Raw genomic sequence first — 14,778 nt, forward strand, 5'->3', positions numbered from 1 at the left:
GCCGTCCACTCCACGCCACGGACGGCGGCGAGCCGCCACGATCACGGCCACTGCTTCTACGGCAGTCGTCAGACCCCCACGTTCGCCGTCAGCTCCCGACGGGCCCGGGCCGCGGCGCCCACCGGGACCGCGTCCGTGGCCAGGGCTGCCCTGACCAGGCGGACCGGGTGGCCGCTCACCGGTGGGTCGGCGGCCAGTGATGCCAGGATCAGGGGTTCCAGCAGGGGCCAGGCGCGGCTGACCCCGCCGCCGACCACCACCGTGGTGATGTCCACGACGCCCGCCGTGATGACGATCGCCCGGGCGATCCCGGCTCCGGCGGCCCCGTACACCGCCAGAGCGTCCTGATCACCGTAACGGGCGGCCTCGGCGACCTCGCGGGCGGTCAGCCGGCGGCCGGTGCGCTCCGCGTAACGGGCCCCGATGGAACGGCCGGAGGCCAGGGTCTCCAGATGGCCCCGGCCGCCGCACGAGCAGAGCAGATCGCCGAAGCCGGGGATGTGCCCGATCTCGCCCGCCGCCCCGTGCGGTCCGGTGAACAGCGCGCCGCCGGTCCACAGCGCGCCGCCGACCCCGGTGCCCAGGGTCATCCCGAGGACGTCCGACTCACCGCGTACGGCGCCGCCGGACACCTCCCCGTAGAGGAAGGCGTTGACGTCGTTGTCCAGGAAGGCCGGGACGCCCAGGGCCTTCTCGACGGCGTCCGTCACCGCGAAGTCGGCCCAGCCGGTGAAGGAGTCGCTGGCCACCAGGATGCGACCGGTGGCGGAGTCCACCACGCCGGCCGCGCCCACCCCGGCGCCGGCGAGGCGGCCGGGGGTGCGCTTCAGCAGCGGGACCAGCGCGCCCATGGCCGCGTCGATCATGGCCTGGCCGCCATCGGTCGCCGGGGTCGCCACCTCGGCGCGGTCCAGCACGGTCAAGTCCTCGGCGCAGAGCACCACTTGGGTGGTGGTGCCGCCGATGTCCACGCCGGCGAAGAGCGTACGGTCGTGGGAACTCACGCCTGCGCCTCCGTCCGGCCGGCCGCGAGGGTGGCCAGGCGTTCGGCTCTGCGGCCGCGTTGGATCACCGGGTCGGGTACCGGCACGGCGGCCAGCAACCGGCGGGTGTAGTCGGTCTCCGGGTGCAGCAGGGTCGCCCCGGTCGCGCCCTGTTCCTCGATCCGGCCGGCCCGCATCACCACGACGCGCTGGGCGAAGTGCTGGACGACGGCGAGGTCGTGGGAGACGAAGAGACAGGCGAAGCCCAGCTCGTCCTGGAGTTCGGAGATCACTTCGAGCACCGCCTCCTGCACGCTCACGTCGAGCGCGCTGGTGGGCTCGTCGGCGACCAGCAGCCGGGGCTCAAGGACCAGGGCGCGGGCCAGGCTGACCCGTTGGCGCTGACCGCCGGACAGCTCCCGGGGGGCACGCCGGGCCAGATCGGGCGACAGCCGGACCCGTTCGAGGACGGCGGCGACCTTGGCCTGGCGGTCCTTGGCGGAGAGCCCGCGGGCGTGCACCCTGAGCGGCTCGGCGACGCACTCGCCGACCGTCATACGGGCGTCCAGCGAGGCGACCGGGTCCTGGAGCACCACGCCGATACCGGCCCGCAGCGCCCGCCGGGCCCGGGCCCGGGCGCGCGCCAGGTCCGTGCCGAACAGCGAGGCGGTGCCGGAGTCCGGCCGGATCAGACCGAGCGCGACCCGGGAGGCGGTGGACTTGCCGGAGCCCGACTCGCCCACCAGGCCCAGGGTCTCGCCGGCGTGGACGGTGAGCGACACCTCGTCCAGAGCCCGTACGGCGCCTTTGCCGCGGCCGAACACCACCGAGACGTCACGGAGTTCGACGACCGGCTCGGTGTCCGGGCGTTCGGCGGGCGCCGCCGGTACCGGCGGGCCGGCCTCGGCGACCGTCAGCCGGGGCACCGCGGCCAGCAGCCGCTTGGTGTAGTCGTGGGACGGGCGGAGCAGCACGTCCTCGACCGGGCCGGTCTCCACGATCTCGCCGTCGTACATCACGGCGACCCGGTCGGCGAAGTCCGCGACCACGCCCATGTTGTGGGTGACCAGCAGGACGCCGGTACCGGTCTCGACGGCGAGGCGGCGCAGCAGGTCGAGGATCTCGGCCTGCACCGTGACGTCCAGCGCGGTGGTCGGCTCGTCGGCGATCAGCAGGGTGGGGTCGTTCGCGATGGCCATGGCGATGACCACGCGCTGGCGCTGTCCGCCGGAGAGCTGGAAGGGGTAGGCGCCGGCCCGCTTCTCCGGCTCGGGGATACCGACCTTGCGGAGGAGTCCGACGGCCTCGGCGGCGGCGTCCCTGGCGGACACCTCACGGTGGTTGCGGATCACCTCGGCGATCTGCCTGCCGATCCGGGTCAGCGGGTCCAGCGCGGTGGCCGGCTCCTGGAAGACCATGGTGACGGTCCGGCCGCGGAGCGCGGCCAGGTCGGCCTCACGGGCACCGACCATCTGATGGCCGGCGATGGTGGCACTGCCGGTGGCGCGGGCGTTGCCGTCCAGCAGGCCCATCGCGGCCAGCGCGATCGTGGACTTGCCGGAGCCCGACTCGCCGACCAGGGCGAGCGTCTCGCCGGGCCGTACGTGCAGGGAGACCCCCCGTACGGCAGGCACGTCGCCGGTCTCGGTGGTGAAGACGACACCGAGGTCGTCGAGTTCGAGAATCGGCCCGGCCTGCGGGGCGGCGGAGCCCTGGGCGGCGGTCATCCGCGTCCCCTCACGTCGAATGCGTCGCGGAGTCCGTCCCCGATCGCGTTGAACGCCCACACCACCAGGATGATGGCCAGGCCCGGCGGCAGGATGAGCCACCAGTAGCCGGAGTACGCGGCGGTGAGACCGGCCGAGAGCATGCCGCCCCAGTCGGTGGCCGGCGGCTGGACGCCCAGGCCCAGGTAGGAGACGTACGCGACCAGCAGGATGGCGTCGGCGATCTGGAAGGTGGCCGCGACGATGATGGTCGAGACCGAGTTCGGCAGGATGTGCCGGGTGATCGCCCGGGCGTGCGTTCCACCGATGGCCCGCAGGGTCAGGACGTAGTCGCGGTTCTTCAGGGTGAGTGTCTCGGCCCTGATCAGCCGGGACGGCATCAGCCAGGAGACGACGCCCAGGATGACGATCAGTCCGGTCGGGCCGGGGGTGGTGATGGCGGAGACCACCAGCAGGATGAAGAGCGCCGGGATGGCGATGCCCGCGTCCACGATCCGCATCATGACCGCGTCGATCCAGCCGCCCGCGTAGCCGGCGGCGGCGCCCCACAGGGTGCCGATCACGGTGGCCAGGATGCCCGCGGCGAGGCCGACGATCAGCGACACCTTGCCGCCGTACATCAGCCGGCCCAGCTCGTCGTGGCCGACGGCGTCGGTGCCGAGCCAGTGCGATCCGCTGGGGGCGAGGTTGACCTGTTCGAGCATCGTGTGGGTCTGGTCGGTGGAGTACACCAGCGGACCGACGAAGCAGAACAGGAAGAAGAAGACCACGACGCCGAGCCCGACCACGGCGAGCCGGTTGCGCAGGAAGCGCCGGACGGCGAGCCGGGAGCCGGACGCCGCGGTGGCGGCGGTGGCCTTGCCGGGCATCTGGTCCGGCTGGATGAGGGCGCTCATGCCCGGCCTGCCTTCACTCGGGGGTCGATGAGCCGCTGGACGATGTCGGCGAGCAGGGTGCCGATCACGGTGGCGATCGCGATGACCAGCACACAGCCCAGCAGGACCGGGTAGTCGGAGGACTGCGCGGCGGTCCAGAAGAGCAGGCCCATGCCGGGGTAGTTGAAGAGCTGCTCGACCACCAGGGCGCCGCCGAACAGCACCGGCACGTAGTAGCCGAGCATGGCGATCACCGGCGTCAGCGAGTTGCGGAACACATGCCGCCACAGGATGGCGCGGGAGCGGGAGCCGCCGGCCCGCGCCGTCCTGACGTAGTCCTCGGACAGGTTCTCCAGGGTGGCCGCCCGCATGTAGCGGCTGAACACCGCGATCATGGAGGCGGCGCCGGCGACGACCGGCAGCACCAGCGCCTGCGGATCGGCGAACACCTGGGCGAGCGTGTCCCCCTGGGGGGCCTGGGACGGGAACCACGGCAGCACCTGGCTGAACACCAGCACCAGGATCAGCCCGAGGAAGTACACGGGCGTGGAGTACGCGATGAAGCTCAGCGTCGTGATGACGTAGTCGACCGGCCTGTTGCGCCGGACGGCCTGCCACATGCCCAGCGGGACGGCCAGCAGAAGGCCGACGACCGCCGACAGGGCGGTGAGCACCAGGGTCTTGGGCAGCCGCTCGGTGATGAGCTGGGAGACCGGCTCGTTGAGGGTGTACGAGGTCCCCAGGTCGCCGTGGACCAGTTGATCGAGGTAGTAGAGGTACTGCACGGGCAGCGGCTTGTCGAGGCCCTGCTCGTGGTTGAAGGACGCGATCTGCTGCGCTGTGGCCTGCGGGCCGAGGATCCCGCGAGCGGGACCCCCGGGCAGGGCGTGCAGCAGACAGAAGACCACGATCGTCACGATGACGATCACCGCGACGGCCTGGAGGGCCCGTCGGAACAGGTACGTGGAAGTGGTCATGTGCTTTCCGGTCGCTTCGGCTCAGTGGTGCGCGGGGTCACGGCCGGGCCTACTTGTTGGTCCACTTCCACATGGCCGGGTGGAAGTTGGCGAGCGAGTCCTGGGCGAAGCCGCCCAGGCCGTTCTTCACCACGGAGACCTGGTAGTCCGGCTCCGGGAGCCAGATGACCGGGAGGTCCTTGGCCAGGGCCGCGCTGTACTCCTGCACCGCCTCGTCGGAGGAGGAGGTGGTGGTCTCGGTGATCAGCTTGTCCACCGCGGGGTTGGAGTAGTTGCCGAAGTTGGAGCCGCCGCCGGTGGCGAACAGCGCGTCACCGCTCGGGTAGGCGGGGAAGTACCAGCTGCCGGCGGTGCCGAAGAACGACAACTGCCACTTGCAGCCCGCGTCGTCGGGCTCGCACTGGCCGGACTGCGCGAGGACCGAGTTGACCGGGGCGGTCTTGATGGTGAAGCCGATGCCGCTCTTGGCGAACGACGACTGCAACGCGCTCATCATGTTGTCGGTCACGGTCGAGCCGGACTGCGAGAGCACCTGCATCTGGAACTTCGTGCCCTTGTCCACCCCGGCGCCGCACTGGTTGTCACCGGTGCCCGGCACGGTGCACACCATGGTGCCGCCCTGCTCGGTCCAGCCGTGGTCGCTCAGAAGCTGCTTCGCCTTGGTGGTGGAGAAGGGGTACGGGTTGTTCTTCTGCTCCGGCGAGACGAAGGACGAGCTCTGGCCCTGCGGGATGGGGCCGTAGGTCGGGACCGCGGTGCCGTTGAAGACGACCTTGGAGAGCGTGGCCTGGTCCACCGACATCTGGATCGCCTGGCGGGCGTAGAGCTGCTTGAAGACCGGGCCCATGGTGGGGTTGTTGAAGTTGTACGGCATGTACGTGATGGCCCAGCCGGACCACGGCTTCACCGAGTAGCCCTTGGCCGCGAACGACGACTTCTGACTGAGGTTCGTGGCGTTGATGTAGCCGTAGTCGACCGTGCCGGCCCGCAGCGCGTTCTCCTCGGCGTCCGTGGTGGTGAACGGCAGCAGGTTCACGTTCTTGATGCTGGCCTTGCCGCCGCCGTCGTACTTGGGGTTGGCGGTCAGCACGACCTTGCCGGCCGTGGAGAACGACTTGATGGTGTACGGGCCGCTGACCGTCTTCCAGAGCGGGTCGGTCGCGTAGCCGGAGATCTTCTTGGCGGAGTCGTTCAGATACGTCCAGACCTTCTTGGCGCCCGCGGGGGTGCGGTCGAGGTCCGAGACGGTGCCCGAGTCGCTCGTCTTGTCCCAGACGTGCTGGGGCATCACGCGGATCATGCTGAGCTGGTTGGCGAGCATCCACTGCTGGTTGTACGCCTTGTCGAAGGTGATCGTGAAGTGCGTGGGGTCGGCGACCTTCAGCGAGGTCCAGTTGTCCGGCGCCTTGCCCGGGCTGTAGCTGGCCCATTCGGCCTTGTTCGCCTTGACGAGGTTGAACCAGAACTCCATGTCCCGGGAGGTGATCGGCTTGCCGTCGCTCCAGTGCCGGTCGCCGAGCGTGACGGTGACACTCTTGCCGTCGTCGGCGAATTCGGCGGCGGTGGCCAGGGAGTTCTTTTTGTTCCAGCCGACCGTGCCGGTGGAACCGTCATAGGCGATCAGCGGCTCCCAAAGGGACTGGGATATCGAGGAGTTGTTGGTGTTCAGGTGCGCCGCGGTGCCGACCGGAAGTATCCAGTTCGGTGTGAAGTTCGCCGGCAGCGCGTAGTTGATGGTGTCCGACGAGCCGGAGCCGGACGATGACGTACCGCCGCCGGAACAGCCTGTCAGCAGAGCGCCCGCGGTGGCAGCGGCGCCCGCGACGAGGGCCCAGCGGCGGCTGTTCGCCGTGTGACCAGGGAACATGATTCTCCTCAGAGTGAAAGGGCCCGCATGCGTCCCAGAGACCGGGGCGGGTGCCGCAGGACCGGCACTGCGTTCACGACAGCTAACGCCGGACACACCTGAGAAACAAAGCAAGAATTAGTAACAAGTAAGTTACTGCGAGTTCGAAGAAAGTCTTCCCGTCTCGATCGGCGCTCTTTTGTGGGTGCATTTGGATTGATTTGAGGAAGTTCGTGGACGGTTCACTTTCTTCACCGGACTCTTCCCCTCCATGAAGCGCGGGCATACTGTCGTCGCCATACACACCGTTGCGGAAGTTACTTCTTACATGACTGGAATAAGTGCTTGGGACGGCAAGGCCGCGAAAGGCACCTCAGCTCTCGCCGCGCGGGTCCTGGAACTCGTCGCGTCGGGCCAGGCCTCGTCGCGCGCCGAACTCGCCGGACTTCTCGGCGTCTCCGCCTCCACCATCTCGCTCAGCGTGGCCCAACTGGTGGAGCGCGGGCTCATCGCCGAGGAGGGCACCCAGTCCTCCACCGGCGGGCGCCCCCGTAAAGCGCTGAGACTGGGAAGCAACGACGAGTTCGCCGTCGCCGCCGACCTCGGCGGCCGGCACGCCCGGATCGGCGTCGTGCTGCCCGGCGGCGGCCTGACCGATGTCTCGACCGTCCCCTTCCTGATCGCCGACGGTCCCGAGGCGGCCCTGCCGCGGCTCGCCGAGACCCTGGAGGCGCTGGCCGAGCAGCGCGGACGGGACCAACTGCGCGGGGTCGGGCTCTCGCTGCCCGGACCGGTGGACATCGTGTCGGGCTCCGCCGTCATGCCGTCCCGGATGCCGGGCTGGAACCGCTTCCCCGTCACCGCCTGGCTGGAGGAACGCTTCGGTGTCCCGGCCGCCGTGGACAACGACGCCAACTGCATGGCGGTCGGCGAGCACACCGTACGGCCCGCGGAGTACCGGAAGACGATCATGGTGAAGATCGGCTCCGCGATCGGCGCCGGCGTCATGGTCGACGGACATCTCTACCGGGGCGCCACCGGGGCGGCCGGTGACATCACCCATATCCGGATCGGCGGCGGCGGCGACATCCCCTGCTCCTGCGGCAACACCGGCTGCCTGGAGACCGTGGCGTCCGGCGCCGCCCTGGTCCGCATCCTGCGTGAGCGCGGGGTCGACGTCAGCCGTCCGGAGGACGTGGTGCGGCTGGCCCTCGACGCCGACCCGGAGGCCACACGCGCGGTCCGCAGGGCCGGCGACTACCTCGGCCAAGTGCTCGCGGCCAACGTCAACTTCTTCAACCCGGACGCCGTCTACCTCGGCGGCATCCTCTCCACCCTGGAGCCGTTCGTCGCCGCCGTGCGCAGCCAGCTCTACGAGAGCTGCCACCCGCTGGTGACCGAACACCTCACCATCGAGCGGGCCAGCCTGGGCGCCGACGCGGGACTGGTCGGCGCCGGACAGTTCGCCCTGCAACGCGCCATGGCCCACGCCCTGCGCGGTGCGGGCGGCACCGAACCGGTCACCGAACGGTTCCGCGCCCCCGCGCCCCGCCACGCCTGACGCCCTGACCACTCACGCCTGATGCCTGACGCCCAACTCCCCCCGAGTCTCGAGGAGCCATGCCGCAATCCCGCACCGCCGCAGCCCGCCCGGTCATCGCCATCGCCGGTCTCGGCATCGAGTCGTCCACCTTCTCTCCCGCCCGCACCCGGGCCCCCGCCTTCCACCCCTCGCGCGGCGCCGACGTGCTGGACCGCTACCCGTTCCTGGCCCCCGGCGAGGAACTGCGCGAGGCGGCAGACTGGCACGGCGCCCTGGTCGGCAAGTCGCTGCCGGGCGGCACCGTCACCGCCGGCGCCTGGGCCGAGCTGACCGACGAGCTGATCGAGCGGCTCGCCGCGCTGCCCCGGCCGGACGGCCTCTGGTACGACATCCACGGCGCCATGACCGTGGAGGGCGTCGACGACGCCGAGGCGGTGCTCCTGGAACGTATCCGCGCCATCCTCGGCCCCGACGTGATCGTCTCCACCTCGATGGACCTCCACGGCAACGTCTCCCGCGAACTCGTCCACGGCAGCGACCTGATCACCTGCTACCGGATGGCCCCGCACGAGGACCACATGGAGACAAAGGAGCGGGCCGTCCGCAACCTCGTGGACCTGCTGGCCTCCGGCGCGCCCCGCCCGTTCAAGGCCTGGGTACCGGTGCCGGTGCTGCTGGCCGGCGAGCAGACCTCCACCCGGATCGAGCCCGCCAGGAGCGTGTACGCGGCCGTGGCCGAGACCGAGGCCGTCGACGGTGTGATCGACGCCGCGATCTGGGTCGGCTACGCCTGGGCCGACGAACCGCGCAACCGCGCCGCCGTGGTGGTCACCGGCACCGACCGGGCCGCCGTGTCGGCCGGTGCCGAACGCCTGGCCCAGGGCTTCTGGAAGGCCCGCGACGACTTCGACTTCGTCGCCCCCACCGGCACCTTCGACGGCATCCTGGACGAGGCCCTGGCCGGTGACCTGCGCCCGTACTTCATCAGCGACACCGGCGACAACCCGACCGCCGGCGGTGCCGGCGACGTGACCTGGGGCCTGACCCGGCTGCTGGACCGCCCGGAGTTCCGCGAGGACGACGGCCCGAACGTCATCTACGCCTCGGTGCCGGGACCGGCCGCCGTCGAGACCGCCGTCGCCGCCGGTGTCGGCGCCACCGTCACGGTCACCGCCGGCGCCGAGGTGGACGACCGGCACGCCGGCCCGGTCACCCTGACCGGAGTCGTGCACGCCGTCCGGCACGGCGACCGCGACGCCGAGACCGAGGTCGTCGTCCGGGTCGGCGGCGTGTACGCGATCCTCACCAAGCTCCGCAAGCCCTACCACCACGAGCACGACTTCACCGACCTGGACCTCGACCCGCGCGGCGCCGACATCGTGATCGTGAAGATCGGCTACCTGGAGCCCGAGCTCTTCGACATGTCGGTCGGCTGGAAGATGGCGCTCACCCCCGGCGGTGTGGACCAGGACCTGGTACGCCTCGGCCACCACCGCATCCGCCGTCCGATGTTCCCCTTCGACCGCGAGATGGGCGACCCGGACCTGTCGGCACGCCTCATACCCGCCTGCGACCAGCCCCTCGGCGGGGACGACGAATGAGCGCACGACCAGCCCTGGAGATCGCCGTCACCTCACCGGCCGGCGCCCGCGCCGCCCGCGAGAACGGCGCCGACCGGGTCGAGCTCTGCGCCGCCCTGGAGCTGGGCGGCCTGACCCCGTCGGCGGCCCTGGTGGAGGCGGTCGCCCGGGAGGGGGTGCCGGCGCACGTGCTGGTCAGATGCCGGCCCGGCGACTTCGTCCATACCGCGGAGGAGATCAGGCTGATGGCCGCCGAGGTGCGGTCCGTCATCGCCTCCGGCGCCAGTGGCGTGGTGATCGGCGCGCTGACCGCCGACGGCGACCTGGACACCGTGGCGGTCGCCCGGCTCGTCGAAGCGGCCCGCGCGTCCGGGCGCCCGGTGGACATCACACTGCACCGCGCCGTCGACCAGTCCGCCGACCCGGTGGCCACCGCCGCGCTGCTGCCCTCGCTCGGCCTCACCCGGGTCCTCACCTCGGGCGGCGCCCCCACCGCCGCCGAGGGGCGGGAGACGATCGCCGCGATGGCCGCCGCCGCACCCGGGTTGCAGGTGATGGCCGGCGGCGGGGTCCGCCCCGCCGACATCCCGTCCCTGCTCTCCGCCGGAGCCTCCGCCGTCCACCTCTCCGCCAAGACCAGGGCGCTGCCCCTGCGGGGAGGCCGCTGGATACCGCTCGGCGCCGGGGGCGCGTCCGCCGAGCAGGACACCCACTTCGTCACCGATCCCGAAGTGGTGGCCGAGGCACGTCGGGCGATGGAGGGCGAAGGGCGGGGCCCCGCGCCGGGGTAGGCACTCGCCGCGGATCGGGCCGCTGCGCTCAGAGCCTCAGTAGGTGAGGACCACCCGGAAGGCCCGCAGGTCGTTCTGTGAACCCGTCACCGTGATGATGCCCCAGCCTCCGTGGGACGCGGGGGTGACCGTGGCGTCCAGCCGGCAGGCGGAGTCGAATTCGACGTACCGGTCGTACGTGGTGCTGATGGTGCGGGGGAGCGGGTGGCCGGGCCCCGTGATGGTGTGGGCGGCCTGGGTGGCCGCCTCGATCAGGACCAGGCCGGGAACATGGTCGACCGGGTGGTCGTAGAACGTCTTGTTGCGCGTGTCCACGCGGAGTTGCCAGCTGTTCGTCCGTGGCGCGGGCTGGCAACGGGTCACCGGTGAGGACCTATCCCATGGAGAGCCCGTATGGGTCAGCTCGTTCGGCGACGCCACCCGCCAGGTCAGGGAGTACCGTAGGGGCCGAGTCGTCCTCGCCGGCGACGCCGCCCACTTCCATCTGCCCGCCGGCGGCCAGGGGATGAACACCAGCATCCAGGACGCCGTGAACCTCGGATGGCCCGCCTGCGCCCCTTCAGTTGCTCCATGCCCGAACAGCTCATCCCGATCGCCAACAAACCGGTCCTGGAACACGTCGTCGAAGGCATCCGGGACCTCGGGGTCCGGGTGAGCTACATCCCCCAGGACGAACCCCGGGGGCCGGCCCACTGCGTGTCGATCGCCCGGACCTTCCTCGGCGACGACGACTTCGTGATGTATCTCGGGGACAACACGCTCCCCGACGGCGTCCACGACCTCGCCGCGGAGTTCCGCGCCGCGCGCCCGGCCGCCCAGGTCGTCGTGCACAAGGTGGCCGACCCCCGTGCCTTCGGCGTCGCCGAACTGGACACCGACGGCACGGTTCTGCGTCTCGTCGAGAAGCCCGACGAGCCCCGGAGCGATCTCGCCCTGGTCGGCGTCTACTTCTTCACCCCGGCCGTCCGCCGGGCCGTCGCGAGTATCGAACCCAGCGCCCGGGGGGAGCTGGAGCTCACCGACTCCGTCCAGTGGCTGCTCACCGAGGGCCACCGGGTGGACGCCCGCGAGTACCGCGGCTACTGGAAGGACACCGGCCGCGCCGAGGACGTCCTCGACTGCAACCGGTATCTGCTCCGTGACCTGGAACCGGGCATCCTCGGCAGCGTCGACGCGGCCAACGACGTGGGCTCCCAGGTCCGCGTCGAAGCCGGCGCCAAGGTCGGCGCCTCCCGGATCGAGGGCCCCGCGACCGTCGACATCGGTGACCGTACGAGCACCTCGCACCGGCTCGTCGTCGGAGACCACACCCGGATCGAGGTGGCGGCATGAGATTCCTCGTCACAGGCGGCGCCGGATTCATCGGCTCGCACTACGTCCGCACCCTCCTCGACGGCGGCTACCCAGGCTACGAAGGCACCCACGTCACCGTCCTCGACAACCTCACCTACGCCGGCAACCGCGCCAACCTCCCGGCCGAGGACCCCCGGATGGACTTCGTCCGGGGCGACGTCTGCGACTTCGCGCTGCTGCGCGAACTGCTGCCCGGCCACGACGCCGTCCTCCACTTCGCCGCCGAATCGCACGTCGACCGCTCCCTCGAATCCGCGGCCGACTTCATCCGTACCAACGTCGGCGGCACCCAGACACTGCTGGACGCATGCCTCGCGACCGGCGTCGAACGGGTGGTGCACGTGTCCACCGACGAGGTGTACGGCTCGATCGAGACGGGCTCCTGGACGGAGAGCTGGCCGCTGCTGCCGAACTCCCCGTACGCGGCGTCCAAGGCGGCGTCTGACCTGGTCGCCCGCTCCTACTGGCGCACCCACGGCCTGGACCTGTCGATCACCCGCTGCTCCAACAACTACGGGCCCTACCAGCACCCCGAGAAAGTCATCCCGCTGTTCGTGACCAACCTGCTGGAAGGCCTCCAGGTCCCCTTGTACGGCGACGGGCGCAACATCCGCGAATGGCTCCACGTCGACGACCACTGCCGGGCCATCCAGCTCGTCCTCACCCAGGGCGGCGCCGGGGAGATCTACAACGTCGGCGGCGGCAACGAACAGACGAACCGCGCCCTCACCGACATGCTCCTGCGACTCTGCGGCGCCGACGCCGACATGGTCCGCCGGGTCCCCGACCGCAAGGGCCACGACCTGCGGTACGCGCTCGACGAGAGCAAGATCCGCGAGGAGCTCGGGTACGCCCCGCGCGTGCCGTTCGACCGGGGACTGGCCGACACCGTCGCCTGGTACCGCGACAACCCCGGCTGGTGGAAGGCCGTCAAGCACCCCGGCGGCGACACGGCGTCGTACGTGACCGGTACCGTCCTTCCCGTCGACGGTGGCTACGTCAACCGCTGAGCCGCCGCGCCGCCGGGAGGACCCAGGCCTGGCCCGATCGATCGTGGTCGATCGATCGGGCCACGGTTCGGCGGCGAGGCACGGGCCGGGTGGTACGGAGCGGGGCGAGCCGGGCGCATGGTGCCGTCCGGTCAGCCCGCCTGCGGCAGGAACTGGCGCCGCATCAGCTCCTGGACCGTGCGGGCGGCGACCCAGGCGACGAACGCGCTGATCGCGGCCAGGAGGATGAACGTGTACGCGGTGTCACCGCTGGGACGTTGCAGACCGTTCCAGTGCAGCGCGGTGGTGACGACGGCGGTGAGGGAGAAGACGAAGGCCCAGATGCTGGGGCCGAAGGGGAGACGCAGATAGGCGGGCAGCAGTCTCAGCTGGGCGATGACGATCAGGACCGCGTAGCCCGCCAGGAAGGCCGCGATCGAGTCCACCCGGTCACCGTTGATGGCGAAGAAGGCGATGCTCCCGACGGTGGGGGGCGCCATCTCGATGGCCACCGTAGGCAGCAGGGCAGCGGGCAGCGGCGGCCGGAAGAAGAGCCTTCCCATGATCATCGAGCCGAGTACGAACCAGCAGAGGATGCCGAGCCCGAACAGCGCCTCGGCCACCCGGAACTGGCCCACCGTGGCCGTCGCCTCGGCGGCGATGAGTCCGCCGGCGACGGTGGGGAGGAAGTAGCCGGGGTGAAGTTTGTCGATGTCGAGCGGCCCGTAGATCCACTGCCCGGTGAACCAGCCGCCCAGCGCGACGGTCAGGAAGACGAAGAGGTCCACCAGGACCTTTCCGGCCGTCGGCGCGTAGGGGAACAGCCCTTGCGACGCCAGGAGCATCGGCGTGATCACGGCGAGGGAGGCGAAGGGGCCGGCGACGTTGTCGAGCAGGTCGGCCTTGAGGCGCCCGGGGGTGGACAGGGCGTAGCGCAGGTAGGCCGCCACCGCGAGCAGCCAGACGATCGCGGCGATGATCAGGAGCGTGTTGCCGAGCCAGAAGGGGACGTGGTTCTGCTCCGCCGCGAGGATCCAGCAGCCGGCGAGACCGGCCAGACCGAAGGGAATGCTGAAGATATTGAGCGGAATCTTCCATTTGTCCATGGATGACCTCCTTAGGGGCTGCTGAGTGTCTACGGAGATGTTCGTCGCTTCGGGAGGCGGGAGGCCGTACTGACACGGCGGCGTCGGCGGGCTCCTGGGGGACGCGTCGCGAGGTGCCCGGCACCGCTCAGCGGTAGTCGGGGTTGGGGTAGTCGCCCTCGCAGCCGGCGTCCCACTCGGTGCGCTGGTTGCCGTACGCGGGCATGCCACCGGAGCGTTTGAGCATGGCCGCGACATGCAGCAGGTTCCAGGCCATGAACGCGGTGTTGCGGTTGGTGAAGTCGTTCTCGGGGCCGCCCGAGCCGGGGTCCAGATACGACGGGCCGGGCCCCGCCGCCCCGACCCAGCCCGCGTCCGCCTGGGGCGGAATGGTGTAACCGAGGTGTTGCAGGCTGTAGAGGACGTTCATCGCACAGTGCTTCACACCGTCCTCGTTACCGGTGATGAGGCAGCCGGCGGCGCGCCCGTAGTAGGAGTACTGGCCCTTGTCGTTGAGCAGGCTCGAACATCCGTAGAGGCGTTCGATCACCCGCTTGGTCACCGAGCTGTTGTCGCCGAGCCAGATCGGTCCGGCGAGTACGAGGATGTCCGCCGCCATCACCCGCTCGTACAGGGCGGGCCAGGCGTCGGTGGCGAAACCGTGCTCCGTCATGTCCGGGTAGATGCCGGTCGCGATGTCGTGGTCGACCGCCCGGATCACCTCCGTGGCGACGCCGCGCTCCTCCATGATCCCGCGGCTCCTGTCGATCAGCCCCTGGGTGTTGCTCCGCTCCGGAGACGGCTTGAGGGTGCAGTTGATGTACAGCGCGGTCAGGTCGTCGAAGCGGTAGGCGTCAGCTGTCTGGCCGGCGGTGGATGGCGGCGCTCCCATGGACGGGCTCCTCGGACGGGACTCCTGGTCGGACGGTCTGGCGGTCGGACGGTCTGGCGGTCGGACGGTCTGGCGGTCGGACGGTCTGGAGGTCGGACCTTCGGTCGGTGGCTGATGATCGGGCCGGGCGGTCGGCG

At 70.7% G+C, this 14,778-nt stretch carries 13 protein-coding genes and 1 pseudogene; 6 read left to right on the top strand and 8 right to left on the bottom strand.

Going from position 1 to position 14,778, the window contains the following annotated elements; genetic code table 11:
- Positions 1 to 68 precede the first annotated feature (68 nt).
- The 5 genes from ACFWU9_RS00005 to ACFWU9_RS00025 are packed head-to-tail and all read right to left on the bottom strand — an operon-like array spanning position 69 to position 6,429.
- Positions 69 to 1,004 (bottom strand): ROK family protein, encoded by a 936-nt coding sequence (locus ACFWU9_RS00005; protein ID WP_384313231.1) that lies wholly within the window; start codon positions 1,002 to 1,004, stop codon positions 69 to 71.
- Positions 1,001 to 2,710 carry a dipeptide ABC transporter ATP-binding protein gene (locus tag ACFWU9_RS00010; protein ID WP_384313233.1) on the bottom strand — a complete coding sequence of 570 codons (1,710 nt, stop codon included), beginning with the start codon at positions 2,708 to 2,710 and terminating at the stop codon, positions 1,001 to 1,003. Before ACFWU9_RS00010 ends, ACFWU9_RS00005 begins: the two co-directional genes overlap by 4 nt.
- Positions 2,707 to 3,606: an ABC transporter permease gene (locus tag ACFWU9_RS00015; protein WP_093591732.1), complete on the bottom strand. Its 900-nt coding sequence runs from the start codon at positions 3,604 to 3,606 to the stop codon at positions 2,707 to 2,709. Before ACFWU9_RS00015 ends, ACFWU9_RS00010 begins: the two co-directional genes overlap by 4 nt.
- Positions 3,603 to 4,562, bottom strand: coding sequence for an ABC transporter permease (locus ACFWU9_RS00020; protein ID WP_384313235.1), 960 nt, complete (start codon positions 4,560 to 4,562; stop codon positions 3,603 to 3,605). Before ACFWU9_RS00020 ends, ACFWU9_RS00015 begins: the two co-directional genes overlap by 4 nt.
- A gap of 49 nt (positions 4,563 to 4,611) precedes the next feature.
- Entirely contained in the window at positions 4,612 to 6,429 is a 1,818-nt protein-coding gene (locus ACFWU9_RS00025; RefSeq protein ID WP_384313237.1) for a peptide ABC transporter substrate-binding protein, read from the bottom strand.
- Between the two features lie 307 nt (positions 6,430 to 6,736).
- Here ACFWU9_RS00025 and ACFWU9_RS00030 point away from each other — a divergent pair, with 307 nt between their 5' ends.
- From ACFWU9_RS00030 to ACFWU9_RS00040, 3 genes are read left to right on the top strand one after another with little or no spacing between them, the layout of a single operon-like run.
- Positions 6,737 to 7,969, top strand: a complete 1,233-nt coding sequence (locus tag ACFWU9_RS00030) for an ROK family protein (RefSeq protein ID WP_384313239.1) — start codon at positions 6,737 to 6,739, stop codon at positions 7,967 to 7,969.
- Positions 7,970 to 8,028: 59 nt separating this feature from the next.
- Complete coding sequence (locus ACFWU9_RS00035) at positions 8,029 to 9,552, top strand: M81 family metallopeptidase (protein ID WP_384313241.1); 1,524 nt, start codon at positions 8,029 to 8,031, stop codon at positions 9,550 to 9,552.
- A complete protein-coding gene (locus ACFWU9_RS00040) occupies positions 9,549 to 10,322 on the top strand; it encodes a copper homeostasis protein CutC (RefSeq protein ID WP_384313242.1) in 774 nt (257 codons plus the stop codon). Before ACFWU9_RS00035 ends, ACFWU9_RS00040 begins: the two co-directional genes overlap by 4 nt.
- A 36-nt stretch (positions 10,323 to 10,358) precedes the next feature.
- On the opposite strand, the gene ACFWU9_RS00045 is transcribed toward ACFWU9_RS00040, so the two are convergent.
- Positions 10,359 to 10,637 carry an AfsA-related hotdog domain-containing protein gene (locus ACFWU9_RS00045; protein WP_384313244.1) on the bottom strand — a complete coding sequence of 93 codons (279 nt, stop codon included), beginning with the start codon at positions 10,635 to 10,637 and terminating at the stop codon, positions 10,359 to 10,361.
- A gap of 28 nt (positions 10,638 to 10,665) precedes the next feature.
- Between ACFWU9_RS00045 and ACFWU9_RS00050 the strand changes: the two are divergent.
- The 3 genes and pseudogenes from ACFWU9_RS00050 to rfbB form a co-directional block, all read left to right on the top strand.
- Positions 10,666 to 10,873: pseudogene (locus tag ACFWU9_RS00050) on the top strand (FAD-dependent monooxygenase); the annotation flags it as partial.
- 19 nt (positions 10,874 to 10,892) lie between these two features.
- Positions 10,893 to 11,654, top strand: coding sequence for a sugar phosphate nucleotidyltransferase (locus tag ACFWU9_RS00055; RefSeq protein WP_384313246.1), 762 nt, complete (start codon positions 10,893 to 10,895; stop codon positions 11,652 to 11,654).
- Positions 11,651 to 12,685 carry a dTDP-glucose 4,6-dehydratase gene (gene rfbB / locus ACFWU9_RS00060; RefSeq protein ID WP_384313248.1) on the top strand — a complete coding sequence of 345 codons (1,035 nt, stop codon included), beginning with the start codon at positions 11,651 to 11,653 and terminating at the stop codon, positions 12,683 to 12,685. Before ACFWU9_RS00055 ends, rfbB begins: the two co-directional genes overlap by 4 nt.
- Positions 12,686 to 12,816: 131 nt before the next feature.
- Here the strand turns inward: rfbB and ACFWU9_RS00065 are convergent, their stop codons facing one another.
- Both ACFWU9_RS00065 and ACFWU9_RS00070 read right to left on the bottom strand, forming a co-directional pair.
- Entirely contained in the window at positions 12,817 to 13,770 is a 954-nt protein-coding gene (locus ACFWU9_RS00065) for a TDT family transporter (RefSeq protein WP_384313250.1), read from the bottom strand.
- 127 nt (positions 13,771 to 13,897) lie between these two features.
- Positions 13,898 to 14,641, bottom strand: coding sequence for a flavodoxin family protein (locus ACFWU9_RS00070; RefSeq protein ID WP_384313252.1), 744 nt, complete (start codon positions 14,639 to 14,641; stop codon positions 13,898 to 13,900).
- Positions 14,642 to 14,778 lie beyond the last annotated feature (137 nt).

The sequence above is a fragment of the Streptomyces sp. NPDC058653 genome (genome assembly GCF_042716895.1).
Classification (GTDB): Bacteria; Actinomycetota; Actinomycetes; order Streptomycetales; family Streptomycetaceae; genus Streptomyces.

Bases quoted from the DNA above. Each gene is read 5' to 3' on its own strand.
- ACFWU9_RS00055 (WP_384313246.1), top strand. From the start codon at position 10,893: ATGCCCGAACAGCTCATCCCGATCGCCAACAAACCGGTCCTGGAACAC.
- ACFWU9_RS00030 (WP_384313239.1), top strand. From the start codon at position 6,737: ATGACTGGAATAAGTGCTTGGGACGGCAAGGCCGCGAAAGGCACCTCA.
- ACFWU9_RS00065 (WP_384313250.1), bottom strand. From the start codon at position 13,770: ATGGACAAATGGAAGATTCCGCTCAATATCTTCAGCATTCCCTTCGGT.
- ACFWU9_RS00025 (WP_384313237.1), bottom strand. From the start codon at position 6,429: ATGTTCCCTGGTCACACGGCGAACAGCCGCCGCTGGGCCCTCGTCGCG.
- ACFWU9_RS00035 (WP_384313241.1), top strand. From the start codon at position 8,029: ATGCCGCAATCCCGCACCGCCGCAGCCCGCCCGGTCATCGCCATCGCC.
- ACFWU9_RS00020 (WP_384313235.1), bottom strand. From the start codon at position 4,562: ATGACCACTTCCACGTACCTGTTCCGACGGGCCCTCCAGGCCGTCGCG.
- ACFWU9_RS00070 (WP_384313252.1), bottom strand. From the start codon at position 14,641: ATGGGAGCGCCGCCATCCACCGCCGGCCAGACAGCTGACGCCTACCGC.
- rfbB (WP_384313248.1), top strand. From the start codon at position 11,651: ATGAGATTCCTCGTCACAGGCGGCGCCGGATTCATCGGCTCGCACTAC.
- ACFWU9_RS00015 (WP_093591732.1), bottom strand. From the start codon at position 3,606: ATGAGCGCCCTCATCCAGCCGGACCAGATGCCCGGCAAGGCCACCGCC.
- ACFWU9_RS00040 (WP_384313242.1), top strand. From the start codon at position 9,549: ATGAGCGCACGACCAGCCCTGGAGATCGCCGTCACCTCACCGGCCGGC.
- ACFWU9_RS00010 (WP_384313233.1), bottom strand. From the start codon at position 2,710: ATGACCGCCGCCCAGGGCTCCGCCGCCCCGCAGGCCGGGCCGATTCTC.